Source organism: Streptomyces sp. NPDC048473 (assembly GCF_043200155.1).
GTDB lineage: Bacteria > Actinomycetota > Actinomycetes > Streptomycetales > Streptomycetaceae > Streptomyces.
Window position 1 is genome coordinate 185,242 of the sequence record NZ_JBICXE010000013.1, and the last position, 24,152, is coordinate 209,393.

Consider the following 24,152-nt stretch of genomic DNA (forward strand, 5'->3'; position numbering starts at 1 on the left):
CATGACACATGTGCCCGGCAAGGCGCGAGGACGCCGCTTCGCGGTGCTCGCCGCCGTGCTCGCCGTACTGGCCACGGCGTGCACCGGCGGCGACCTGGCCAAGGATCTGCAGGGCGGTTACAAGACCCTGCCGAAGGAGTCCGGGAAGCCCAAGGACGGCGGCACGGCCACGGTCGCGCTGACTCCAGGGCTCAGCCCCAACTACATCTATCCGTATCCGCCGGCGTCCGCCAACGGCACCGTCATCGCCCGGGGGCTCCTGTGGCGCTCCCTCTACCGCCCCAGTGGTGAGGGCGACCAGATCGCGGACGCCGCTCTGAGCCTGGCCGAGGCGCCCCGCTACAGCACCGACCGCAAGACCGTGAGCATCAAGCTGAAGCAGTACTCATGGTCCAACGGCAGGCCGGTCACCGCCGACGACGTCATCTTCTCCCTGGCCCTGCTGAAGGCCTCGCTCAAGGAGAGCCCGGCCAACTGGAGCTTCTACACCCCGGGGCAGTTCCCCGACGGCATCACCGCGAAGGCCACCGCGCCGGACGAGCTCACCCTCAGGTCCACGACCGCGTACAACCCGTCCTACCTGATGTCGATGCTGACCCTGCTGTACGTGATGCCCTCCAAGGAGTGGAACATCGCCCGCACCTCAGGGCCGCACCTGGACTACACACGGCCGAAGAACGCCAAGGCCATCTACACCTACCTCACCAAGCAGTCGGAGTCCCAGGCCACATTCGCCGACAACCCGCTCTGGCAGGTGGTCAACGGCCCGTACCGTCTCAAGAGCTTCGACCCCACGACCGGCTCGTTCTCCCTGGTCCCCAACACGTCCTACAGCGGCCCGGGCGACTCCCGGCTCGACCGAGTCGACTTCAAATCGTTCACCTCCGCCCCGGCGGTCCTCAACCAGTTCAAGGCCGGCAACCTGACCGTCGGAACGCTGGACTCCAGCTTCATCATGCAGATCGGCGCGCTGAAGAAGAAGGGCTACCACGTCTACGGAGCCCCGGCGCCCGCCCGGTTCGACCCACTGGTCCTGAACTTCGAGAACACCACCCACCACTTCGACAAGGTGATCGCGCAGCCGTACTTCCGCCAGGCCCTGCAACACCTGATCGACCAGCAGGGCTACATCAAGAGCCGGGGCGTGTACAACGGTGCCGCCTCCCCCAACTACTCCACCGCGGGCGGCGAATCCCCGTATCCGCCCGCGTTCGGTGACAAGGCGCCCTACCCGTACGACCCGGCCGCCGCCAAGAGCCTGCTCGCCGACCACGGCTGGAAGGTCGAGCCGGGCGGCGCCACCACCTGCCGACGCCCGGGCACCGGGGCCGGCGAGTGCGGGGCGGGCATCCCGCGCGGGCAGACGGTCGACTTCTCCCTCGCCTCCGCGAACACCCCGGCGTACGTCGGCGCCCGGGGCACCGCCTTCGCATCGGAGGCCAAGAAGCTGGGCATCAAGGTCACGCTCGTGAGCAAGTCGCTCAACTACCTGTACACCAACTACGGCAACTCCTTCGCGCCCGCCAACAAGAACAAGTGGGCGGCACAGGACTACGGACCGCTGTACCTGGCGGCCGGATACCCGAGCAGCAACACCGTGTTCAACACGGGAGGCAGTTTCAATCTCGGCGGGTACCGCGACGCTGAGGCGGACAAGCTGATCGACGCGTCGACGTTCGGAGCGGATTCGAAGGCCCTGTCGGCCGAGGTGACCCACCTCGGCAAGGACCTGCCGGTGCTCTACTTCCCGACTCCGCACACCCTTGTCGTGTGGAAGAACACCCTCTCCGGACCGCCGTCGTCATTCAGCTCACTGCTCAGCTTCCTGTACACGCCGGAACTCTGGTACTTCCACAACTGAATGCCGCGCGCGGGAAGGTGGTGAACCGTCATGGACACGTTCCACGACACGTCTGCGGACATGGCCGCGCTGCGTCAACTGATCGGCGGAGCACGGGTGGTGGCGCTCGGCGAGGGCGCGCACAACATCACGGAGTTCTACGGGCTCAGGGACCTGCTGTTCCGGTTCCTGGTCCGGGAGTGCGGGTTCACCGGGCTGGTCCTGGAGTCCGGATTCGCCGAGGGGCTGGCCGTCGACGAGTGGATCGACGGCGGGCCGGGACGGGTCGAGACCGTCGCCCGGGACGGCGTCACCTACCGCTTCGGCGAGTGCGAGCCGATGCGGAGGCAACTGCGCTGGATGCGTCGGCGCAACTCCGGCGGGTCGGCGAAGGTCGCCTTCTACGGAATGGACCTGCCCGGCTCGTCCACCTCCCCCGGCCCGGCGGTCCGTGCCTGCCTCGACCGGCTGCCCGCACGCCCGGGCGACGAGGAGTTGCTGCGGCTGAGCGATCTGGGCGACCGGTCGCAGGCGGCGGTCCGATATGCGGCGATGTCCTCCTCGGACCGTGCCCGGCTGCTCGACGGCCTTCGCGGACTGGACGAGCGCGCACTGCGCTCCTGCCGGCACAGCGGCCCGGACGACGAGGACGCCGAGATCGCCCTGTGGTGCGCGGCCTCGCTCGAAGCCTTCGTCGCCGAGGCCGACGAGGACGGGACCTCCTCGGAGGGTCCCTATCCGCGGGAGGCGTTCATGGCGCGCAGCGTGGAGTGGATCCTGCGCCGGGAGCGGCGCATCGTGGTGAGCGCCCACAACGCACACGTCCGCCGTACACCGCTGCATGGTCGGCCGACCCTGGGCGGTCTGCTCTCCTGCGAGCTGGGAGCGGACCTCGTCGTCATCGGGATGACGTACGGCTCCGGGCCCGAAGTCACCTTCACCCAGCGTTCGTCGCGTCCGTTCGACTGCGACGTCACGCTCGGGGCGCGGACCCTGACGCCGGAGTCCGTCGAATCGCGGCTCGACCGTCTCGGCCCGGAGGTGACCCTCTTCGATCCGCGCCGCGCGCCCGCCGGGTTCTTCGACGGCGTCGAGGGGACGCTCGCCGGTGGGGAGCTCGACCCCGTCGACGACTTCCCGGCTGCCTACGACGCACTGCTCCACTTCCGGCAGGTGAACCGGATCCCCGGGGCGTTCGAGCGGCTGCGTGCCGAGTTCGCCGCGGCCGCGCGAGCGGGCTTCGAGGCGGCCCCGGATGCAGATGCACCAGCAGAGCAGTCCATGCGTCCCGGAGACCTTGACGGTCTCCGGGACACCGAGGAGTCGGAGTCACAGTGAACAGCAGCCCTCTGCCGTATCCGCCCGCGCGGACCGTCGACGCCTTCGAGGACGTCGCGGGCGTCCGGGTGCCGGACCCGTACCGGTGGCTGGAGCCGGAGACCGACGAGGTACAGCGGTGGCAGCGCCGCCAGGCCGAACTCGCCACTGCGATCGCCTACGACGGGCAGGACCCCGCGGCCGTACGGAAGCTGATCGAGACCTACGATGCCGGGTCCCGCCCGGCACTGCCGAGGTTCGCGGCGGGCCGCTGGTTCCGCGCCGTGAACGCACCCGGTGCGGCGGCGCCCGGCGTGGTCGTCGCCGACCGGCCGTTCGGCGCGGGCCGGCCGGTGGTCGACCTGACCGCGTTCGGCGACGGGCAGAACCCCGCGTTCCTGTCGTGGCTCGCGCCGTCGCCGAACGGTCGCGTCCTGGCCCTGGGCGTCTGCACCGACGGCAGCGAGCACAACACGGTCCGGCTCGTCGAGGTGGACTCGGGGCGCGTACTGGACGGCGCGCCGCGGCAGGTCCTGCACAGCGCGTGGGCCGGTGGCGTGTCGTGGCTCCCCGACAGCAGCGGCTTCCTCTTCCTCGCCCTGACCGGTGCGCCGCACGAGTTCCGGCAGGCCGTGTACCGTCACCGGCTCGCCACGCGGGACAGCGCGGGCAGCACCGTGGTGGAACCGATCCCGGTCGGTGAGGGCTCCCGCGAGTACACACTCGTGCAGTTCTCGGCCGACGGCCGCTGGGCCGTCGCAAGTCACCGGGTGGGCAGCCCTGTTCCGGTCGCCGTACGCGATCTGTCCCGGCCCGCCACCCCCTGGCGCCCCTTCGTCACCGACTGCGCCGGGACCGTCGCCGGACACATCGTCGGCGACCGCTACATCGCGGTGACCGATGTAGAGGCACCACGCGGGCGCGTGGTTGCGCTCCCGCTGGACGCCGCCGACCCCAACGACCCCGCCTCATGGGCGGAGTTGGTGCCGGAGGGCGAGACGGTGCTGCGGTCCTTGTCTCCGGTCGGTGACCATCTGTACCTCAGTGAGTTCGACCAGACGTGCGCCCGGGTACGGATCCTCGACCGCTCCGGCGCCGTCACCGGGGAGGTTCCGCTGCCCGGGCAGGGGGCACTCTCCGCACCGTTCTTCGCCCTGACCGGCCTGGCCGTGGGTTCTCCCCCGGACGACTTCGTCTGCGCCTTCTCCACCCCGACCAGCTCCTGGGGCGTCTATCGGCACCGTCCGGGAGAGGCGGACATCGAGACGCTGTCGGCCCCGGCGGTCACCCTCGACGCCGACGTGACGTTCGAGCGGGCCGTCGCACCCGACGGCGTGGAGATCCATTACCACGTGGTGCGACCGGCGGGCAGCGACCCGACGCGGCCCGCGCCCACGCTGATCTCCGCGTACGGAGCGGCGAACGTGCCTCTGCTGCCGCAGTACCAGCCCGAGATGGCCGCCTTCGTCGCGGCCGGCGGCGTGCTCGTACAGGCGCATCTGCGCGGGGGCGGCGAGTTCGGCCGCGACTGGTACCTGGCCGCGCACCGGGAACGCAAACACGTGCGCGACCGCGACCTCATCGCCGTCGCCGAGCACCTCGTCGCCACAGGGCTCACCACACCCGAGCGGCTCGCGCTGACCGGTGGCTCCGACGGTGGTCTCATGTGCGGGGTCGCCCTCACGACGCGCCCCGAGCTGTGGTGTGCCGTGCTGCCGATGGCGCCGCTCCTCGACCTCATCGGGGGCACCCGCGATCCCTATCTGGACTTCGTCATCCGCAAGGCGTGGGCGGATCCGGACGATCCTGCGGAAGTACGACGGCTGCTGCGGCTCTCGCCCTACCAGCTGGTCGGGCCCGGCGTCTTCCCGGCGGTCTATCTTCAGGCCGGGGCGACCGATCCGCGGTGCCCTGCCTGGCATGCGCGCAAGTTCGCCGCCCGCCTGCAGGCGGCACAGGAAGGGGACGCGCCGATCCTCCTGCACGTCTTCGACAACGCCGGGCACGGCGCGGCGACGTCCTACGAGGTGGCGACCGCACAGGACGCCGAGTGGCTGGCCTTTCTGATCAGGACACTCGGTCTGGGCCGTCGGGAAGCTTCCGGATGAGCGGGCGGGCGGCCCGTCCGCTCATCCGCCGTCCGGGGCGGACCTGAGCGACATCAGGTGCAGCTGCAGCATGGCCGAGAGACGTGCGGACGGATCGTTGAGGTCGATCCGGCCGACCTCCGCCGCGCGCCGGAGCCGGTAGCGGAACGTGTTGGGGTGCACGAACATCGAGGCGGCGGCCGTGGCGACATCGCCGAAGGCGTCGAGCCAACTCCGCAGCGTATCGGTCAGGTTGGTCTCGTGGATCTCGTCGTAGGCGATGACGCGTGCGAGGACGCCGCTGGGCAGGTCCCCACGCGGGACGAGGTCGGCGAGCTCCAGCAGCAGTGCCTCGACGTGGACGTCGTCCAGGCGGGCGACCGACCGCCCGGCGGTTCCCGACCGCAGGACGCGCGACGCCCGTTCGGCTCCGGTACGCGACCGGGCCAGCGCCGCACTGTCCTCGGCGTACGGCCCCACGCCGATCACGGGGCGCAGCCGGGAGCCCACGCGGGCCAGGAACTCGGTGGCGATGCGGGCCGCCCGTTCCTCGGCGTCGTGCCGGTTCTGCGGAAGAAGGGGCAGGATGCCGTACGCGATGTCGCCGATCAGCGCCGCGGTGGCGCGCGGGTGCACCGCGGCCAGATGCATGGCGAACGCGTCAGTGAGGCGTTTGCGTTCGGTGGCGGTACGGGCGGGCAGCCGGTGTTCATTCGCCGCGTCGACGACGGTGAGTGCGAGAACGACGGCGGGCTCGTCCTTCAGGCCGAGGCGGCGGATCGCCTCGGGTGATCCAGGGCCGCTCTCCAGTGCGGTGGCCAGCAGCTCCGCGCGCTGCCGCCGTTCCATGTCCGCGTCCGCGCGCTGCCACACCATGTGCATCGCGACCAGCTTGGACGCCTCGTAGAGCGCTTCGCTGCGGTCCTCGCTCAGCGGCTCGGCGACGACCACCCAGATCGCGCCGAGGATCTCGTCCCCGGCGCGCACGGCGATCGCCGCGCGCGGCAGTTCGGGCGGCTGTGTCGTGTCGCCCGACTCGGGGAGAGACGCGACGAAGACGGGGCGGTCGCTGCGGTAGATCGCCTGGAACACCCCGCGTTCCTCAAGGATGCGCGTGTAGTGCTCGGGGACCTGCCGGCCCAGGATCGTCTGGACCCGCGAGGGGTCGATGTCCTCCTGCCGGCTGGAGAAGGCCAGCAGGCGCGAGTTGCGGTCCTCGATGGTGACGGGCGCGTCCAGCAGCGCGGCGATCGCGTTGGCGACCGCGAAGAGGTCGCCGGACTCGATCCGGTCGGCCGTGTGACCATTCATGTCATGCCGGTTGCTGTCGGTCGTCAGCGTCCGGAGCATCCCCGCCAGGTGCGTCCAGGAGGCGCCGCGGGCGAAGGAGAGTACGGCCACGCCCGACGCCTCGGCCGCATCGATCAGCGCCTCGTCGGCGGTGAGGGGCGCGCGCACCACCAGGGCGGCGGCGCCGCGCTGCCCCAGGCGGGTGACGACTCGGGCGATGTCGGAGAGGTCGTGCAGGGCCACGCCCAGGACCAGTGCGTTGTCCGGGAGTTCCGGCTCGTCGAGTGGGTCGTGGATGACGACGCCACCGATGCCGTCGGCGCGTTCCGCGTCACCGCAGACGACATCGAGCAGGGTGGAACCGAGTTCCTCCAGGACACGCGCGAGGCTCGCTCGCGGAAGGCTGGTCACGGGAATGAGCACGGGGCCGAAACTAGCCCGGCCCACCGGCATCGGAGTTGGTGACGCATGACGTAATGATGCCAGCCCGTTCGTCCGCACGGACGAACGGGCCGGCGTGGCGGTGGCCTCAGGGGACGGGCACCCAGGTCGTCGAGTCCGTCACCTCGTCCAGAATCTCCGGGACCGGGGTGACGCCGAGGCCCGGCCCGGTCGGCACGGCGAGATGTCCGTCCACGAGGTGGAACGGTGCAGTGATGTCGGTCCGGTAGTAGCGGTCGGAGGCCGAGGTGTCGCCGGGCAGCACGAACCCGGGCAGTGCGGCAAGCGCCACGTTGGCGGCGCGGCCCAGTCCCGTCTCCAGCATGCCGCCGCACCAGACGGGGACGCCGTGCGCCACGCAGACGTCGTGGATCCGCCGCGCCTCCAGATAGCCGCCGACGCGGCCCGGCTTGATGTTGACCACGTGGCAGGCGCCCAGTGCGAGCGCGTCGGCGGCGGCGCGGGCGGAGACGATCGACTCGTCGAGGCAGATCGGGGTGGTGATGCGCTGCGCGAGTTCCGCGTGGCCGAGGAGGTCGTCCTCCGCGAGAGGCTGCTCCAGCATCAGGAGGGCGAGCGGGTCGAGCCGGGCCAGATGGCGGGCGTCGCCGCGGCGATAGGCGGCGTTGGCGTCCACCTGCAGCAGGATGTCGCCGAACCGCTCGCGGACGGCGCTCACCGGCTCGACGTCCCAGCCGGGTTCGATCTTCAGCTTGATCCGCAGATAGCCGGCGTCCAGATATCCGGCGACGGCGTCGAGGAGCGCGGGGATCGACTCCGTGATCCCCACCGACACCCCGCACGGCACCCTGTCGCGGACCGCGCCGAGGGCGTGTGCGAGGGGCACTCCCCGGGCCCGGAGGTCCGCGTCCAGCACCGCCGTCTCCAGGGCGGCCTTGGCCATGCGGTGCCCCTTGTACGCGGCCAGAGCCGGGGCGACCCGGTGGGCGTCGAGGTCGGCCACCCCCGCGAGCGCCGGGACCAGGAAGCGGCTGAGGACGTCCGCGGCGGCGTGCGTGTACTGCGACGAGTACAGAGGAGCGGTGCCCGCGCCGCACTCGCCCCAGCCCTCGGCCTCGTCGGTGACGACGCGCACCAGGAGGGCCTCCCGCACGGTCTCGGTGCCGAACGAGGTGCGGAACGGGGATACGAGAGGTGCCTTGATGGTGCGCAGCTCGACTCCGGTGACCTTCACACTGTCTCCTGTGGCGCTTCGTTGTGGTGTGTTCCGTGCCGGCGCGTGCCGCCGACGTCCTGCGTCGGGCTTCCGCGGTCCACGACGTACCAGCCCGTCGGGTCGAAGCCGCGCACCCGCGCGCCGTCGGCGAGCAGTCCGCCCAGCACGTCCCGTACCGCCGTGCGCCAGCGCACGGCGCACGCCGGGTCGCTCTCGCGCAGTGCCTCGATGTCTTCGGGTACGGCCACCAGTACGGTGCGTGCGTTGCCGCCGGTGCGCCCCATCGACGGCGCGCCCGTGGCGGAGACTTCGAGGGCGACGGTCGCTCCGCGCGACCGGGCGGCCTCCGCGTCGGCCGGTCTGGGCCGCCCGGCGCAGACCGACTCGGCGTCCGGAGACGCCAGGTGCCACCGCACGAGAATCCGGTCGCTGTCGTCGCTGAGGTTGATCCCGTCGTCGATGGGGCCGTAGAAGTCCGGCAGGTACTCGGCAGGCTCGGCAGCCAGCTTGGCGATGTTGAAGTACGCGTTGCGGCGCACCAAGGGGTCGTACGTCCAGCAGATCTCACCCACACCCCGCGCCAACGTCCAGGCCCGCTGGTGCAGTTTCAGGGCGAATCCGACGTTGCGCCGCCGCACGTGGGGCAGCACCCCCGCGATGTGGCTGTGCAGGGCCGCGCGCGCCGGCGGGGAGAAGAACCCGAAGCAGGAGCCGACCAGTTCGTCCCCCACGAAGGCGCCGCTGACGTAACTGCCCGCCTTCGCCAGCGCACGCAGCAGGTCGGCGGTCACCACCGGACTGTTCTCGCCGGTGCGCCAGATCTGCTCGTACAGGCGCCGAACGGCCTCAAGCTCACTGACACTGTCCAGGCAACGGATGTCGATGCCCGCGACGCGCGCGGCGGTCTCAGCCGCGGCGTACGCCGCGTCGACGGGCGGGGATTCGGTGCGGTCGCGCAGGAAATCGGTCACGCAGGTCATGGTTTCAACCCCGATCTTCGCGCAGCTGGTTCGAGGGCACAGGATGCAGGCTCCCGCTTCGTCCGGGCGGACAGCCGTCCTGCGGTGCCAGGAGGTCGGCCACCAACGCGGTGAGCAGTCGGGTCCGCCGCGGCAGCTCCGCGACGAGCAGATGTTCGTCGTCGGCATGCGCGCCGCCGCCTACCGCCCCCAGGCCGTCGAGGGTGGGGGTGCCGACTCCCGCGGCGAGATTTCCGTCGGAGGCGCCGCCGACGGCCACCTGCGTGAGCGGGCCGAGCCCGAGGTCCGTCGCGAGCCGGCACGCCCGCGCAAAAAGATCCTTCGATGCGGTGGCCTGCAAGGGCGGCCGGTTCGGACCACCTGTGACCTCCACGGCTGCGCCGGCCAGCCGGGCCCGCAGGTCGCGCATCGCTCGATCCACACGGTGCTGCTCTGCCGCGTCCCGTATGCGGACGTCGACATCGAAGCGTGCCGAGGCGGGGACGGTGTTGCTCGTGGTGCCCGCCTCCAGACGGGTCGGCGTGACAGTCGTACCGTGTGCCGCATCGCCCAGTGCGGCCACGGCCAGGATCTGGTGGGCGGCCTCGATCGTCGCGTTCACGCCACGCTCCGGCTCAAGGCCGGAGTGGGCGGCACGTCCTCGAACCAACACCTCGTAGCGCGACACCCCTTTACGTTCCGTCTTCAGGGCCCCACCCGGTCCGGCGGCCTCCAGTACGAGGGCGGCAGCACAGGAGCGGGCCTCGCCCTCGATGAGCTCCCGGGACGAGGGCGAACCCGGCTCCTCGTCACCGGTGATGAGGAGGGTGACACCGTCCAGCGGATGCGCGGCCCCGGGTCCGGACGCACTCGTCCGTGCCCCCGTGCCGATCAGGTCCGCCAAGGCGTGGAACGCCATCACCAGGCCGGCCTTCATGTCGAAGCAACCGGGGCCGCGCAGCACTCCGTCGCGAACCTCGAACGGATGGCTCTTCAACGACCCGACCGGCCACACCGTGTCGTGATGCCCGATGAGCAGCACGCGCGGGGTCCGGCCGAAGCGCCACCGCACATGCGTGCATCCGTCGATGACTACCCGCTCCGCCTCGGCCCCGAGGTGACCGGCGCCGATCCGGGCCACCAGCTCGGCGCTGCGGGCTACTGCGGCCAGGTCGTCCGAGGGGGACTCGCAGCGCACCAGCCGCTCAACGTCTGCGATCATCGCGGCCACACGCTCTCGTTCCCGGCTCTCCGGCCGGGCACCGTCCTCCTGCCCAGTGGTTCGATTCACCACGGCGCGGTGTTCTGTCACGGCGGACACCTCCAGTCGACGCATCTGCCCAGCATCGTGAGCTGGGCCGCGGTGAGATCTGTCCGGTCGGCCAATATCGATGTGCTCGATTGGGGTGGGGCGATGAACCGGGCCTCCAGTGCAGTGACCCGGCTCAGGCCGTACCGCCCATTGCCGCGGGGACGGCAAACCATCTGACCCGCGATCCAAAGATCCTGACGCCTCATCAGAGCGAGCGTCAAGATGCCTCGGAGAGCGTCATTTCAGCGCCAAGACATCGCCCGTAACGCCTACAGCGCACATACCGCACATACCGCACGCCACCCGAACCTTCAGGTCAGACGGCCTTTGCGACCGGTTCAAGGATCGCCACGCACTCCACGTGGTGCGTCATCGAAAAGATGTCGCAGCCAACGAGGCCAGGAGATACCGCAGGCCAGAACCGGTTTCTCTGCTCCGTAGGCGACACCTCAGGCGTCCGGAGCGTCAAATGAGCGTCACGGTCGAGACGGGCCTGATTTGCCGAAGCGTGCCAGCAGCCACTGTCGCCAGAAGGCTGGACCTACGACAGCGCGACAGGGTGGCCGCCGACTGACCCGAAGCGACACCGAAAGCGCCCTTGATCGGCCGGGCCAGTCCCGCACTCAGCACCAGGCGGCCCGTCACCGGTCTCAGCCACGATGTGGAGCCACGCAACCGCTCACAACCGGCGGAATCCACGAAACGTGGCCTACAGCGCCAAGTTCGCCTCAGCGCTTTCGGCTGTCCGTCACCAGTCCCGGTGGTCCTCCACCATGTTGGCGATGAGCGCGAGCAGCGCGTCGGCCCGGGGACGGTCCTCGTGCTGGGCGCGCAGGGCCTGGTCGGCGGCCCGGAGCCGGGCCAGGGCGGCCGGTTCGTCGTCCATCACGTCATCGATCACCGGCTCGGTGATCAGGTCCAGGCACTCGGTGAGCAGCCGCCGGGTAGCGGGGAACGGCGGGTTGGAGTCGGGGGCGGCGAACACCTGAGTCAGGTAACGCGCGGGATCCGCGAGACTCCAGCCGACGACGGTGCCGTGCTGGACGAGGAGGGCCACGTCGGGAGCGATGCCGATGCGGGCCTCCAACGGCTCGTCGAGGACGTCGAGGTCGCGCAGACTGGTCAGCACGGCGTCCCCGGGAGCGCGGCACAGCACCTCACACATCTCCAGCCGGAAGTCCCGGACCTCGTCCGCGCGGAGCCCACCCGGGCGTACCGCGGGCAGGACGGAAACGCGGGCGGAGTCCTCGGCGGAAGCGGACTCCCCCGGCATTTGGAACTCGACACCGGCCAGTCTCCGGCTGTCTGGGTCGAACCGGAGGACGTCGGGCGTGTCCCACAGCCATTCCTGGCTGCCGAAGGTGGCCAGGAGGAACCGCTCACGTTCCTTTACGTCCGCGTAGTGCGCGATGTCCACGGAGTTACCCGAGAAGCGGGGGATGATGGGCAGCGGATCGGCCGTCACCGTCGCGTGCCAGTCGTTGTCGAAGGTCAGTCTCATGGTCGGTGCTGCCTCAATCGTTCTGCGGGGGGCATGAATCCGTCCTTGCCCGGAATCCTTCCCCCCACGATGTCCTTGTCGGTGACCGGCGCACCGGGGTCCGTGGCCTTGCCGCCCAGCGCCGTCGCACCGGACTCGCCCTTGATGCCCGACGGACCGTACGCCGTGATGGCCTGGCCAGCTTGGGAACCCGGCCCATGGGTCACGACGACGTCCTCGCCCTGCCGGAAGATAAGCTTTCCGGCGCTGCCCGCCGACTGGTACACCGCGTCCGGGTTCTTCAGGATCTCCAGGACCCTTTCGCCGCTGAAGTTGTGCCTCTCGTCTCCGTGGTACTTGGGGTGCTTGCGGAGCGTGCCGTCCTGCGCCCTTTCACTGACCCCGGCCGCGGCCTTAAGGGCCCTTTCCCTGGCCTTTTCCCTGGCCTGCTGGGCCTTCTCCTCCTTCGTGTACGTCTTCAGGCCCAGCGGATCGCACCGCGCGTACGGGTTGTCCACGTAGCCGACGGGATTCGGCGCAGGAGCCAGCCCCAGCGGGTCCGGGGAAGTGTAACGGCCGGTCTCGGGGTCGTAGTGGCGGAAGCAGTTGTAGTGGAGCCCGGTCTCGGGATCGAAATACTGACCAGGGAAGCGCAGTGGGGTGTACGCGCTGCTGTCCCGGGCCCAGGCCGTGGTGCCCCACAGGGTGCTCCGGCCGCGCCAGGCGATGGCGCCCGCCTCGTCGATCAGCTCGGTCGGAGTGCCGATGAGGTCGGTTGCGATAGCGAAGAACCGGCGGTCGATCTCCTCCTGGCGGCCGTCGGCCGCGAGGATGCGCTCGGTCTGGGCCAGCGGGACGACGTCCTGGTGGTCCCAGGTGAGAGCGACCGTGTTCGACGCGTCCGGTCGGTGACTGGTCTGTTCGCAGAGGGTGAGGCCGTCCCAGGTGAAACGGACCTCCTCGGCCACGGTCTCGCCGTCGGTGGCCAGGCGCTGCTTCGCGGTGCGACGCCCCAGTGGGTCGTAGCGGTAGCGCCAACGGGTCCCGTCGGGGGTGGTGACGGAGGTGAGGCGGTTCTCCGTGTCCCACTCGTAACGCCAGGTGTCGGGTTTTCAGGACAAGCGGGTCTTCTGCCGCAGGGTGACCCGGCCAAGGGCGTCGTGCTCGAAGCGGACACCGCCGGCGCGGGTAATGCTGGTGCCGCTGTAGGTACGAGGTCCGGTGGCCTCGCGGCCCGGGTGCCGGTCCGGCCAGGACGCCGAGGTCTGGTTGCCCGCGTCGTCGTAGGCGTACCGCTCCGTCCAGCCAGGGGCATGGACAGCGGTGGCCCGGCCCATGCGGTCGAGATCGAAGGTGCGGGTACCCGACAGCCGGTCCGCGATGGAGAGCAGATGCCCGTCGGCGCGGTAGGCGTAGGCGCGGCTGTTGATGGCCCGGGCTCCTGCCGTGATGTGTTGCGCGGCAAGCCGTCCGACCTCGTCCCAGGCCGATGTCATGATGATCGCGTCCCCGAAGGCACGGACCAGCTCGCGACCGGCGGCATCGTGGGTGAAGTCGACCCACCGACCACCCGTGGTCAGCCGCGAGGGAAGGCCGTCGGAGTCGTAAGCGTAGGAGGTGACATGTCCGGTGGGCGTGGTACGGCGGATGCGCCGTCCAAGGTCGTCGTAGGAGTGGAGAAGGGGACGGCCATTCACGAGTTCGGTCTTGACTCGTCCGCGACGGTCGTACTGGTACCGCAGTTCGCTCTCCGGACCAACCGCCTCCAGGAGGCGGCCCGCCCGGTCGTACGCGTAGGTCGTCACCCGGCCGTCGACGTTCTTGCAGAGCACCTGGCCCAGCCGGTCTCGCTCGAACGAGATGGTCCCACCAAGGGCGTCGACCCGCTCGGTGAGCTGGCCCGCGGCGTCCACACGGTAGGTCAGGGTCCGCCCGTCGAAGTCGGTCTCGGACACGATGTTGCCAACCGCATCGTACTCGTAAGTCCAGGTCAGACCCTGCGGGTTGGTGACCCGGGTGAGGCGCAGGTCGTTGTCGTGCTCGAACTCGTAGCGACCGCCGTCGGCCCGGGTGCTGGCGAGCGGGAGGTCGAAGTGGGTGTATTCATAGCTGGAGACGCCGCCGGAGGCGTCAATGTGGGTCAGGCAGTTACCCTCGCCGTCGTAGGTCCAGGACTGTGTCGTGCCGTCCGCATCCGTGCGGTGAGAGAGTTTGCCTTCGACACTCCATTCAAGGCGGGTGACGGCGCCAAGGGGGTCGGTGAGCATGGTGGGGCGGCCGAAGGCGTCGCGGGTGATGCGAGTGACGGCACCGAGCGGGTCGGTGATCTCGACGGGCAGGCCGGCGGCGTTGCTGCGGATGCGGGTGGTGCTGCCGAGTGCGTCCGTCACGGAGACCAGGTGACCGGCCTCGTTGTAGGCGGCGCGGGTGATGGCGCCGGACGGGTCGGTGACCGCAGTTCGGTTGCCGCGTTCGTCGTACGCGTACTCGACCACGGTCCGGTCCGGGTTGGTGACGCGGACCGGTAGCCGGAGATCGTTGTACTGCACGGATGATTCCAGGCCGTCGGGGCGGACCTCGGTGGTCAGTCTTCCCGTCTCGTCGCAGGTGAAGCGGGTGATGTGGCCGAGAGGGTCTGTGCGGGACAGCAGTCGGTTGCGGCTGTCGCGTTCGAAGCCGGTGACCGCGCCGAGCGGATCGATCTCCGAGACGATCTGGTGTGCGTCATTGATCAGGTACTGGTGGACGGCGCCGCTGCTGGCGGTCGCCGTCGTGACCCGAAGGCCGGTCGCGGGATCGGTGCCGTCGTAGTCCAGCCGTAGTGCTATGTGGCCTTCGACACCGCCTTCGGCGATGCAGCGGTCCTGGTCGTCGTAGGTGTAGTCGTAGCGGCTGTTGTTGGTGTCGGTCCAGGAAGTGATGCGGCCGCGCTCGTCGTAGTTGAAGCGCAGGGGGCGGGTCAAGGAGTTGGTGAGGTCGGTGAGGTGGCCGTCGGTGTAGCCGTAGGCGAGGATTTGCTGGTCTGTGCCGTCAGGGGCTCCGTTTTTGAGGCTCAGGGCAATGATGCGACCGTTGTCGGTGGTGAGTTCGAGGTGGTAGCCGCCGTGGTGGACAATCGACGTCGGTGTCCCGAGTGCGTCGTACTCGAAGATGATCCAGTTGCCGTTGCGGTCGTCGATCTGCGCAAGCAGTGCTTCGGTGCTGTGACGTGTGGTGAAGTGCCTGACGTGGCCTGTGTCCGGGTCGGTGAGCGTGTAGTCGCCGTCGGGGTTCATGTCCAGTGGCCATTCGGGGCCGTGGCTGGGCAGGACCGGGACACCAGGTGCGGGGTGGGGGTAGGACAGCAGCAGGCCATCCTCGGATATGAAGACAACGCCCTCGGCGTCGATCTCCAGTCGCTGGTCCGCAGTGGATGCCCAGGACGGGCCGAACCAGCGCCCTGCCCGGTAGTCGGAGGCCACCCGGCGCCGGAAGACGAGAGGAAGAGCACCCGGCAGGACCATGTCCGTCTGTGGCAGATACATCACGCCAGTAGCGAGGTCAATCGGGTCGGTGATCTCGCTCTCAACGGCGTCCTGGGGTCGGGACGTCTTAGAGGTCGTTTAGAGATGATCTGCGCCGTCGGGCGACCTTTGCGCTTGCCCGTTTTCAAGCTATTCACCCTCATATGCGCGTCTTCATGGCCGCCGAGCTACCGACCTGGCCACCCGTTTGCTTCGGTTCTCGTGCATGAAGTCCGTCTGGTTTGAAGATGAGGTAGAAACGCCCATCAGTAGAGGAACGACATCGTCCGCCGCGTCCATGCCAACGCTACGGCGTGAGCCAGCGCAAGCCGTACCCCAGCGACCCGTCCGACGCCCGATGGGCCTTGATCGAGCCGACGTTGACGGCCTGGCGGAAAGCCCGGCTCGACCGCAGGCCCACCGACCAGCCGGCCAAGGTCGACCTCCGCGACATATTCAACGCAATCCTCTACATCAACCGCACCGGAATCCCCTGGAAATACCTCCCGCACGATTTCCCGAACCACGGCACCGTCTACGCCTACTACGCCGCCTGGCGCGACGAGGGAATCCTTGCCCAGCTCAACTACGACCTGACCGGCCTGGCCCGAGTGAAAGAGGGTCGCAAACCCGAACCCACCGCCTCCGTCATCGACACCCAGAGCGTGAAGACCTCCACCAACGTACCCCTGAACAGCCAGGGAACGGACGCCGCGAAGAAGATCGTAGGCAGGAAGCGAGGCATCCTCACCGACACGATCGGCCTGATCCTTGCGGTGGCCGTCACCGCCGCCAGCCTCTCCGAAAACGCCGTGGGAATACGCCTCCTCGACCAGGCCAAGAAGACCTACCCCACCATCGCCAAGAGCTGGGTCGACACCGGCTTCAAGAACGCAGTCATCGAGCACGGGGCGAACCTTGGAATCGATGTCGAAGTCGTCAACAGAAACCCGGGAGTTCGCGGATTTCACGTAGTCAAAAGGCGCTGGGTTGTCGAGCGAAGCCTGGGTTGGATCATGATGCACCGGCGCCTCGCCCGCGACTACGAGACCCTCACCGCCAGCTCCGAGGCCATGATCCACATCGCGTCGATCGACAACCTCACCAAGCGCATAACGGACGAGACCACCCCCACCTGGCGAGGAACCTACTAGGGCAGAAAGGGCAATCTGCCTAGATCAAACGCCCTCTCAGGGATCGTCTCGCCAAGGCGGGCGATGGTGCGGGGCCAGGGTGAGGCAGGCGAACGCGGCCGGCTAGCCACCGGCCAGGGCAGGGCGTCGTCGGCGGCCGCCGCCCCTAGCGGTCCCGCTCGCTATGTCCGCGAGCAGGCACGCGGCCGCGCCACGCGATCCGCGTGCTCCTTGATGCCGGGCCCCGCCCGCTGCCCCAGCTCGGGGTGAACCAACGTGTGTGGTCTTCGGGCCGCGGGAGTGCCGCCACACGGCGGAGCGTCGCGTTCAAGCCGCCCGACTGGGGCCCGGCGTGGCCGTACCGCCCGTCGTACGCGCGCCGGAGCCGAGGTACCCCGTCGCACCCGGAGCGTGCACCTCACGACCGGTCAGTATCTGGAGGACCAGCGCGCCCACGCACAGCAGTGCGCTCAGCCCCCAGATCGTCAGATACGCGGAGAGCGCCGGGATCTCCGTACCCTCGACGACGAGGGAGCCGAGGACGACCGCCGAGCCCGCGCCCGCGACACTGCCGCCCAGCGTCTTCAGGTTGTTGTAGACGGCGGTCGCACTCGCCGTCCGGTCCGTGGCGCTGCGTTCCACGATCACAGTGGGCAGACCGCCCAAGGCCAGGCCCATGCCAAAGCCGGCGACGGCGGACGCCAGGGCAAACAGTGGCAGAGCGGTGTGCGCGGCGATCAGCCCCACGTTCCCTGCCGCCATCAGTGCGAAGGAGAGCAGCAGTACACGACGGTAGCCGGAGCGGGCCGCCACCCGGGCCACGAGGCTCGCCCCGGCGAAGGCCAGCACATGCGGCACCGCGCCCCACGCGCTGATCTCCCAGGTCGTGAGTCCGAACCCGTACCCCTCGTCGGCCGTGGACGCGGCCAGATACGAGATGCCGACCGCCTGCCCGCCCAGCATCACCGCGCCGAAAAGGAAGCCTGAGACGTAGTACGGCGCGGACTGGCGGTGGGCCACCGCCCGGACGTCGACCAGGGCGTGCGGCCGGTCCCGCTCCAGCCGGACCCACCAGGCGAGCACGGCCAGGGAGAGCACGAGACCGCCCAGGGTAAGCGGAGAGGCCCAACCCCAGGTCGCACCTCGCGCCGTCGTGCCGAGAAACAGCAGCAGCGAGAGGCCGAGCAGCAGCGCCCCCGTCCAGTCCATCCGGCCCGGCGCACGCTTCCGTGACTCCGGGATCGCGCAGTACGACAGGGCCAGGCAGGCACACGCGAGCGCGGCGAGGACCGAGAGAGTGGCCCGGATGCCGCCGGTGAGTGCGAGCAGGGGGCCCACCAGGCCGTGGCCGAGGAGCGAGCCGAGGGTGAGCGCACCGACGAGAAGTCCCACTGCCCGCCGGCCGCCATCGAGGTCGAGCCGGTCCCGTACGAGGCCGATCTCCAGCGGCAGCAGCGCCGCCAACGGGCCCATCAGGGCACGGCCCACCAGCAGCACCGTCGGATTCGGTGCGAGGGCCACCAGGACGGTGCCCACCGCGACGCAGACCAGCGCGATCCGGGTCAGCCGACGGTGCCCGTACAGATCTCCGAGCCGCCCGAACACCGGCACCGCGACGGCGGCCGCGAGGAACTGCACGGCCATGTACCACTGCGCCTGCGACGCGCTGATGGACTGCCAGTCCTGGACGGCCGGTACCAGCGCTGGGGCCGAGCCCTGGAGGAGGCCGCTGACGAGCTCGAAGACGACGAGGAGTCCGACTACGGCGGTCACCCGGGGCGCCGCCACCTCATCCTCCGTCCCGCGCGGGGCCGTCATGCCGACGCCCCTGCGGCGAGCCGCTGCTCCGCGAGCTCGCTGAGCAGCGCCGCCTGGCGATGGAGCACCCGGTCGTCGAAGACCGCCCGCGGGGAGTGGTTCTGGGGTGCCTTCTTCACGTCCGCGCCTTCGGGTGCCGCGCCGACCAGCAGCATCGCGCCGGGCACCTTGTTCAGTACAAGGGAGAAGTCCTCCGAACCGCTGGCCGGCTGCGGCGCCTCCCACACCTCGCCCGCGCCGAACAGCTCGCGCGCCGTGTCCAGCGCGAACGCCGTCGCGGCCGGCTCGTTGACGGTGACCGGATAAAGCATCTCGTACTCCACCTCCACGTCCAGGCCGTGCGCGGCCGCGATCCCGCGCACCAGACGCGGCAGCCCCTCGGCCAGCCGTTCGTGGTTGGCCTCCGAGTAACTGCGTACGGTCGCCTCGAACTCGGCCGTGTCCGGGATGACGTTCTGCTGCGTACCGGCGTGCAGCCGCCCGACGGTCACCACCACCGGGTCGAAGATGTCGAAGGTGCGCGTCACCCAGTTCTGCAGCGCGGTCACCATCTCGCAGACGGCCGGCACCGGGTCCTTGGCGTGGTGCGGAGCTGAACCGTGCCCGCCCTCGCCGCGAACCGTCACCCGCAGGACGTCGGACGCCGTCATGACCGTGCCGGGCCGGGACGCGACCCAGCCGCCGGGCAGCCGATTGGCCGAGACGTGCAGGGCGAAGGCCGCGTCGAGCGGCTTGCCCGCCGCGCCCAGGACACCCTCGTCGATCATCGCGCCGGCACCGTTGTGCCCCTCCTCGCCCGGCTGGAACATGAACACCACATCGCCCTGGAGGCTCTCCCGGCGGTCCGCGAGCAGCGTCGCCGCGCCGACGAGCCCGGCGGTGTGCAGATCGTGCCCGCAGCCGTGCATCCGGCCCGGCAGCTCGGAGGCGTACTCCACCCCCGTCAGCTCGTCCACCGGCAGCGCGTCCATGTCCCCCCGCAGCAGCACCGCCCCGCCTGGACGGCCACCGCGCAGCACGGCCGTGACCGAGGTCAGCTCCTGACCCAGCGTGATCTCGAGAGGGAGACCGTCGAGCGCGGCGAGGACCTTCTCCTGCGTACGCGGCAGCCGGAGGCCGAGCTCCGGCTCGCGGTGCAGCGAGCGGCGGAGCCGCACGAGATCGGGCTGGAGTTCCCTGGCGCGTTCCAGTACGGACATGCTGCGTCAACCTCCTGATACGGTTCCGGCCATCGGTGCGGCAAGACTGAAGTCCTGGACCGTCCAACCGACCTGAATCGCAGGAAACACGCAAGGGACCTCGAATGGCGCAGGATTCCAGAAACGAACCGGTACGGAATTCCGCGCACGGGGTGGTACGGGCGCTCGATGACATCGACCAGGCCCTGGTGCACGCGCTGCAGATCGCCCCACGCGCCGGCTGGAACGAGATCGGCGCCGTACTCGGACTCGACGCCGTCACCGTGGCCCGCCGTTGGCACCGGCTCACCGAAGCCGGCGCCGCCTGGATCAGCTGCTCCCCCTCCCCTGCCCTCGCCGCGACCGGACAGGGACTGCTTGCCGTCGTCGAGGTGGACTGCGCCAGCGGCAGCCTGCTGGCTGTCGCCCGGGCCCTCGCCGAGTTGCCCCACGTCACCGCCGTCGAGCACGTCAGCGGAGACCGCGACCTCCTGCTCACGGTGATGGCCACAGACCTCGCCGCGCTCACCCACTGGGTGACCCGTGGCATCGGCGCGATGCAGGGCATCGTCGCCACCCGGACCCACCTCGCGAGCACCGTCTACACCGAAGGCAGCCGCTGGCGGCTGCGCGCCCTCGACCGCACCCAGATCGCCCGCCTCGCCGAAACCGGCGCTCCCCGTGCCGACACCCCCCTCTTCCCCCTCACCGACCTGGACCACGCCCTCGTCGGGGCCCTGTCCATGAACGGCCGCGCCACCTACCGCGCCCTGGCCGACGCCTGCGGAACGAGCCCGGACACGGTCCGTCGCCGACTCGGGCGGCTCTTCGCCGCCGGCATGCTCCAGCCCCGTTGCGAGGTCGCCCGCCCTCTGTCGGAGTGGCCCGTCACGGTGATCCTCTGGGGGAGAGTGGCCGCGGGGGAGCTGGAGAGCGTCTCCCGCTCCGTCACCGGCGCCCGCGAGGTACGGCTGTGCGCCGGTCTCACCGGCCGGAACAACGTCCTCGTCGTGGCCTGGGTGAAGTCCCTCGCCGACGCCCAGCGCTTCGAGGTACGACTCGCCCAGCGCGCCCCCGACCTGGACATCACCGACCGGGCCGTGGCCCTCTGGCCACTAAAGCTCAGCGGCCATCTGCTCGACGAACGCGGCTACCGCATCGGCGGCGTCCCGCTGGACGTCCGCACGGCCGGCGCCAGCTGGCGAGATCCGGAAGACACTCCCTGACCTCGCTGTTTCGGTTGAGATGAGGACGGAAGCGGGGAGGAACTACGAAAGTGCCTTCCGGGCTGGGACGATGAACCTTGTCGAGGGGTTCTGTCGGTCCAAGCGGAAGGCGCTTTCTGCGTGCAGGGTATCGGTTCTCGTCCCAAGCTCCACGTCTCCACTGACGGTTCGGGGGTGGCGGGCACGCGGGCGCACGTTTGACCGACACCGCCATGGTCGCCGCCAATAGCACACCCGCAGTTCGCCGGTCCAGCTCACGGTCGTCCTCCTCAGTAGATACTGCGACGCAAGAACGTCTCCCTGGCCAGCAGTCCTCGCTTTTGTCGTAAAGGTGGCGACGTTCGTGTACATGGTGAGGTTCTGGCGCCCCGCCCCCTCACCCGACGCTCCTCCTCACGTTCCCCGGCCGCGCGGGCGGACCTGGTCGGCCGTCACTTTCGTCGTCGCGAGGGAGTCGGCCGTGTGCTTACTGACGTTGCCCCGTTCAAGGACGGGCGAGTTCCAGGACGGCTATGCCTGTCAGGACAGCCGCGCTCGCAGCCAGGCGCAGGCGGCCGAAGCGTTCACGGAACATGAGGGTGGCGATGAGCGCGGCAATGAGGATGCTGGTCTCGCGCAGGGCGGCGATCGTGGCGAGGTCGCCGTGGGCTTGTGCCCAGATGACGAGTCCGTAGGCGAGCAGAGAGAGGGTGCCGCCCAGCAGGCCCACGGCGAGGTCGGGCCGGCGCAAGCCGGACCTGGTGCTCAGCGAAGCCGAGCGGGCGAAGTTGACGCGCTGGGCGCGGCGGGCGAAGACCGCGCAGTTCCTGGCCCTGCGCGCGAAGATCGTGCTGCGGTGTGCGGAGGGCGGGACGAACAAGGAGGTCGCGGCCGAACTCGGCATCGCCCACGCGACGGTGAACCGCTGGCGCTCCAGGTTCATCACCCTGCGTCTGGACGGGCTGACGGACGCGGCGGATCCGGGAACGGCTCGCCGCCGAGATGCTGGCCCTGCGAGGGGCCAACGCCGACGCGGTGATCGCCAAGCTCAACCCGGTCATCAAGGGCTGGGCCGCCTACTACCGGATCGGGGTGTCCAAGCGGGCGTTCAACTCGCTGGACGCCTACGTGTGGAGGCTGGTCTACAAGTGGGCCAAGTTCTCCCACGCGAACAAGTCGAAGCGCTGGGTGACCGACCGGTACTTCGGCATGTTCAACCCGTTCAGGCATGACAGGTGGGTGTTCGGGGACCGCACCAGCGGTTTCTACCTCTACAAGTTCGCCTGGACGCCGATCGTCCGGCACCGGATGGTGCCAGGAACGGCGTCGACCGACGATCCCGCCCTGGCAGACTTCTGGGCCAAGCGGCGTCGCCGCAGCAAACCCCCGCTGGGGAAAGGCACCCTGCATCTGTTGCAGAAGCAGGACGGCCGATGCCCACTCTGCGGAGGACTGCTGCTGCACGCCGACCACGAGCCGCAAACCCCCGACCAGTGGGAACAGTGGCTCAAGGTCACCCGCACCGCGATCCGCAAACACGCGATCATCGCCGATGCGGGCAATAGCAAGCCGGACAAACCCGCCGTCCCACGCCTGATCCACACCCACTGCCACCGTCGGCTGAACGCCGACACCGGCAAGACGCCAGCACTTCTGACGACCCGCGAGCCCATGGGGCTTGCTTGAGCCGGTTGCTCGGCAACGGGCACGGCCGGTTCTGAGGGGGGACCGCTGCAGCAATGCAGCGGTCCTACCCGACGAACGGCGTTGGTGCGGTGGTCGCGGCGGGCGAAGTCACCGCAGGCGCTGGCTCAGCGGCGCCGGATCGTGCTGGGGTGCGCGCGGCCCAGCACGTGTAGCAAGACGGTGGCGGCGTCGCCTTCGGCGAGGCGGAGGCTCAGAGGTCGTTTCACTTGGTGAGTCGGCGGTGGCAGATGAGGGTTGCGGCTATGCCGACGAAGGCGAGGAAGTGCTCGGGCTTGCGTTCATATCGACGGTGCAGGCGTCGGCAGCCGGCGAGCCAGGACACCGTTGGCTCGACGGCCCAGCGGTGGCGGCCGAGCCGGGTGGAGGACTCGATGCCCTTGCGGGCGATCCGGCGACTCGTACACCGCCGGCGGCTTCGTCGGCGACCCGCAGCCCGCGCTGGGTGATGCGTCGCGGGACGGCTGCGACCGCACCACCGGCGCCTACCCCGGCGTTGTCGAGCGGGAGCTCGACGAGTTCCCGCCGGGCAAGCCCGTCCACCTGACCAATGTCAGCTGCGGAATCGCCATCATCGCCGACATCGCCACGGACAAACAGACATCGTTCAGCCCGGTCCAGCCCCTCGCCGACGGCTGGCCCGCGGTGGACCCGCAGATCAAGCGAGCCGGCCTCAGCGACGAGACGGACGTCGTCACCAGCCCCCGTTGAGGCCCATGTCCTGGTAGCCGAGCGAGGGCGAGTTGAAGAGCTGGAGCCCCAGTTCGGTCAGTGCGCTCTGTACGTCGACGGGGCCCATCTGGTCGCCGACCTGGAGATCGCCCGAGCGCAGATTGGCGAGCCGGACGTTGCCGTCGGGGATGGGCTTGTAGACGACGCCGTCGAGGTGGACCTTGCCCCACGGTCGGTACAAGCTCGACGCCAAGGGTGCTCCGGTCGGCATCGAGAAAGGCTCAGTGATGGGCTACCTCATCGATCAGGCGCGGGCTGAGGAGTGGACCATCGTGCCCGTTGCGGAAACGAAGGGGGCCTACACGATCTATTCGCACGACCGCAGTTCGGTGTGGGCTGTGAAGGAGCACGGAAAGTTCAGCCAGGTCGTAGTGCTGCCGTACAACAAGGACACCGACCTGGCCCCTGCCGCCTTCAAGATCACGCAAGCCACGGACTGTGACCTTCTCTTTGGTTATCTGCGTATCCATATGAGGTTCGCCGCGACGTGGAGTGCGGCCTCGTACGCGATGGCGAGCTTGTCGGTGCGCATGGCCAGGCCGCGGGGCTCTCCCCGGAACCCCGCCCCTGAGGGCACCTCCATAGAACGGCAACAGGGCCCATGATCACCGTTTTGGCTAGTCATGGGCCCACGGCCTGAGGACTCAGGATGCATCAACGCTCCAGACCGGGCTGCCGGTCTGCACGAATGCGCCGTCGTAGAGGTCAAGTCGTCCCTTGTAGTCGGCGGCTTGGGTGAGCTGGCTCAGGCCCGGGACGACCACCTGTCCTGGCGAGAGGCGGTTGGGCAGGGTGCCGGCCCGGTTGAGTTGTGCTGTGAACCCGTTGGCGACCCACACGCCGGCGCCGAGCGAGCCGTTGCCGAGCGGCATGGCCTGTGGCTGCCGCTGTCGCTGGGCATCTCCGGTGCCAACATGCACGACAGTCAGGGCCTGGAACCGCTCGTGCGCGGGATCCCGCCCATCCGGTCCCGCCG

At 69.7% G+C, this 24,152-nt stretch carries 16 protein-coding genes and 4 pseudogenes; 8 read left to right on the forward strand and 12 right to left on the reverse strand.

What is annotated here, in order from left to right; all coding sequences use genetic code 11:
* Position 1 precedes the first annotated feature (1 nt).
* Genes ACGFU7_RS22285 through ACGFU7_RS22295 form a run of 3 tightly spaced genes read left to right on the forward strand, consistent with a single transcriptional unit; the run spans position 2 to position 5,265 of the window.
* The gene (locus ACGFU7_RS22285; RefSeq protein ID WP_393697743.1) at positions 2-1,861 is read left to right on the forward strand and encodes an ABC transporter substrate-binding protein; all 1,860 of its coding nucleotides are present in this window, start codon (positions 2-4) and stop codon (positions 1,859-1,861) included.
* 30 nt (positions 1,862-1,891) lie between these two features.
* Positions 1,892-3,178, forward strand: coding sequence for an erythromycin esterase family protein (locus ACGFU7_RS22290; protein WP_393697744.1), 1,287 nt, complete (start codon positions 1,892-1,894; stop codon positions 3,176-3,178).
* Positions 3,175-5,265 (forward strand): prolyl oligopeptidase family serine peptidase, encoded by a 2,091-nt coding sequence (locus tag ACGFU7_RS22295; RefSeq protein ID WP_393697745.1) that lies wholly within the window; start codon positions 3,175-3,177, stop codon positions 5,263-5,265. Before ACGFU7_RS22290 ends, ACGFU7_RS22295 begins: the two co-directional genes overlap by 4 nt.
* 21 nt (positions 5,266-5,286) lie before the next feature.
* Here ACGFU7_RS22295 and ACGFU7_RS22300 read toward each other — a convergent pair whose 3' ends face one another.
* The 6 genes and pseudogenes from ACGFU7_RS22300 to ACGFU7_RS22325 form a co-directional block, all read right to left on the reverse strand.
* Complete coding sequence (locus ACGFU7_RS22300; protein WP_393697746.1) at positions 5,287-6,945, reverse strand: PucR family transcriptional regulator; 1,659 nt, start codon at positions 6,943-6,945, stop codon at positions 5,287-5,289.
* 118 nt (positions 6,946-7,063) lie between these two features.
* Positions 7,064-8,170, reverse strand: coding sequence for an o-succinylbenzoate synthase (menC, locus tag ACGFU7_RS22305; RefSeq protein WP_393697747.1), 1,107 nt, complete (start codon positions 8,168-8,170; stop codon positions 7,064-7,066).
* A complete protein-coding gene (locus tag ACGFU7_RS22310; protein ID WP_393697748.1) occupies positions 8,167-9,123 on the reverse strand; it encodes a GNAT family N-acetyltransferase in 957 nt (318 codons plus the stop codon). The genes menC and ACGFU7_RS22310 overlap by 4 nt, the downstream gene beginning before the upstream one ends.
* Positions 9,124-9,136: 13 nt before the next feature.
* The gene (locus ACGFU7_RS22315; RefSeq protein ID WP_393697761.1) at positions 9,137-10,333 is read right to left on the reverse strand and encodes a M20 family metallopeptidase; all 1,197 of its coding nucleotides are present in this window, start codon (positions 10,331-10,333) and stop codon (positions 9,137-9,139) included.
* An 838-nt stretch (positions 10,334-11,171) separates the two neighbouring features.
* Complete coding sequence (locus ACGFU7_RS22320) at positions 11,172-11,924, reverse strand: hypothetical protein (protein WP_393697749.1); 753 nt, start codon at positions 11,922-11,924, stop codon at positions 11,172-11,174.
* Positions 11,921-15,490, reverse strand: a pseudogene (locus tag ACGFU7_RS22325) (DUF6531 domain-containing protein); the annotation flags it as partial. The gene ACGFU7_RS22320 and the pseudogene ACGFU7_RS22325, both read right to left, overlap by 4 nt.
* Positions 15,491-15,720: 230 nt before the next feature.
* Between ACGFU7_RS22325 and ACGFU7_RS22330 the strand changes: the two are divergent.
* The gene (locus ACGFU7_RS22330) at positions 15,721-16,560 is read left to right on the forward strand and encodes an IS5 family transposase (protein ID WP_393697750.1); all 840 of its coding nucleotides are present in this window, start codon (positions 15,721-15,723) and stop codon (positions 16,558-16,560) included.
* Positions 16,561-16,866: 306 nt separating this feature from the next.
* Here ACGFU7_RS22330 and ACGFU7_RS22335 read toward each other — a convergent pair whose 3' ends face one another.
* Positions 16,867-18,357, reverse strand: a complete 1,491-nt coding sequence (locus ACGFU7_RS22335) for an MFS transporter (RefSeq protein ID WP_393697751.1) — start codon at positions 18,355-18,357, stop codon at positions 16,867-16,869.
* The gene (locus tag ACGFU7_RS22340; protein WP_393697752.1) at positions 18,354-19,556 is read right to left on the reverse strand and encodes a M20 family metallopeptidase; all 1,203 of its coding nucleotides are present in this window, start codon (positions 19,554-19,556) and stop codon (positions 18,354-18,356) included. Before ACGFU7_RS22340 ends, ACGFU7_RS22335 begins: the two co-directional genes overlap by 4 nt.
* Before the next feature lie 104 nt (positions 19,557-19,660).
* On the opposite strand from ACGFU7_RS22340, the gene ACGFU7_RS22345 reads away from it, so the two are divergent.
* Entirely contained in the window at positions 19,661-20,761 is a 1,101-nt protein-coding gene (locus ACGFU7_RS22345) for an Lrp/AsnC family transcriptional regulator (RefSeq protein ID WP_393697753.1), read from the forward strand.
* Between the two features lie 484 nt (positions 20,762-21,245).
* On the opposite strand, the gene ACGFU7_RS22350 is transcribed toward ACGFU7_RS22345, so the two are convergent.
* Positions 21,246-21,470: an EamA family transporter gene (locus ACGFU7_RS22350; RefSeq protein ID WP_393697762.1), complete on the reverse strand. Its 225-nt coding sequence runs from the start codon at positions 21,468-21,470 to the stop codon at positions 21,246-21,248.
* Between the two features lie 118 nt (positions 21,471-21,588).
* On the opposite strand from ACGFU7_RS22350, the pseudogene ACGFU7_RS22355 reads away from it, so the two are divergent.
* Positions 21,589-21,678, forward strand: a pseudogene (locus tag ACGFU7_RS22355) (helix-turn-helix domain-containing protein); the annotation flags it as partial.
* A 64-nt stretch (positions 21,679-21,742) separates the two neighbouring features.
* Entirely contained in the window at positions 21,743-22,426 is a 684-nt protein-coding gene (locus ACGFU7_RS22360; RefSeq protein ID WP_393697754.1) for a group II intron maturase-specific domain-containing protein, read from the forward strand.
* Between the two features lie 223 nt (positions 22,427-22,649).
* On the opposite strand, the pseudogene ACGFU7_RS22365 reads toward ACGFU7_RS22360, so the two are convergent.
* A pseudogene (locus ACGFU7_RS22365) lies at positions 22,650-22,952 on the reverse strand (IS5/IS1182 family transposase); the annotation flags it as partial.
* Positions 22,953-23,138: 186 nt separating this feature from the next.
* Complete coding sequence (locus tag ACGFU7_RS22370; RefSeq protein WP_393697765.1) at positions 23,139-23,369, reverse strand: hypothetical protein; 231 nt, start codon at positions 23,367-23,369, stop codon at positions 23,139-23,141.
* Between the two features lie 31 nt (positions 23,370-23,400).
* Here ACGFU7_RS22370 and ACGFU7_RS22375 point away from each other — a divergent pair.
* Positions 23,401-23,511 (forward strand): annotated as a pseudogene (locus ACGFU7_RS22375) (hypothetical protein); the annotation flags it as partial.
* 309 nt (positions 23,512-23,820) lie between these two features.
* Here the strand turns inward: ACGFU7_RS22375 and ACGFU7_RS22380 are convergent.
* On the reverse strand, positions 23,821-24,152 hold a 332-nt coding region (locus ACGFU7_RS22380), incomplete at its 5' end, for a hypothetical protein (protein ID WP_393697755.1).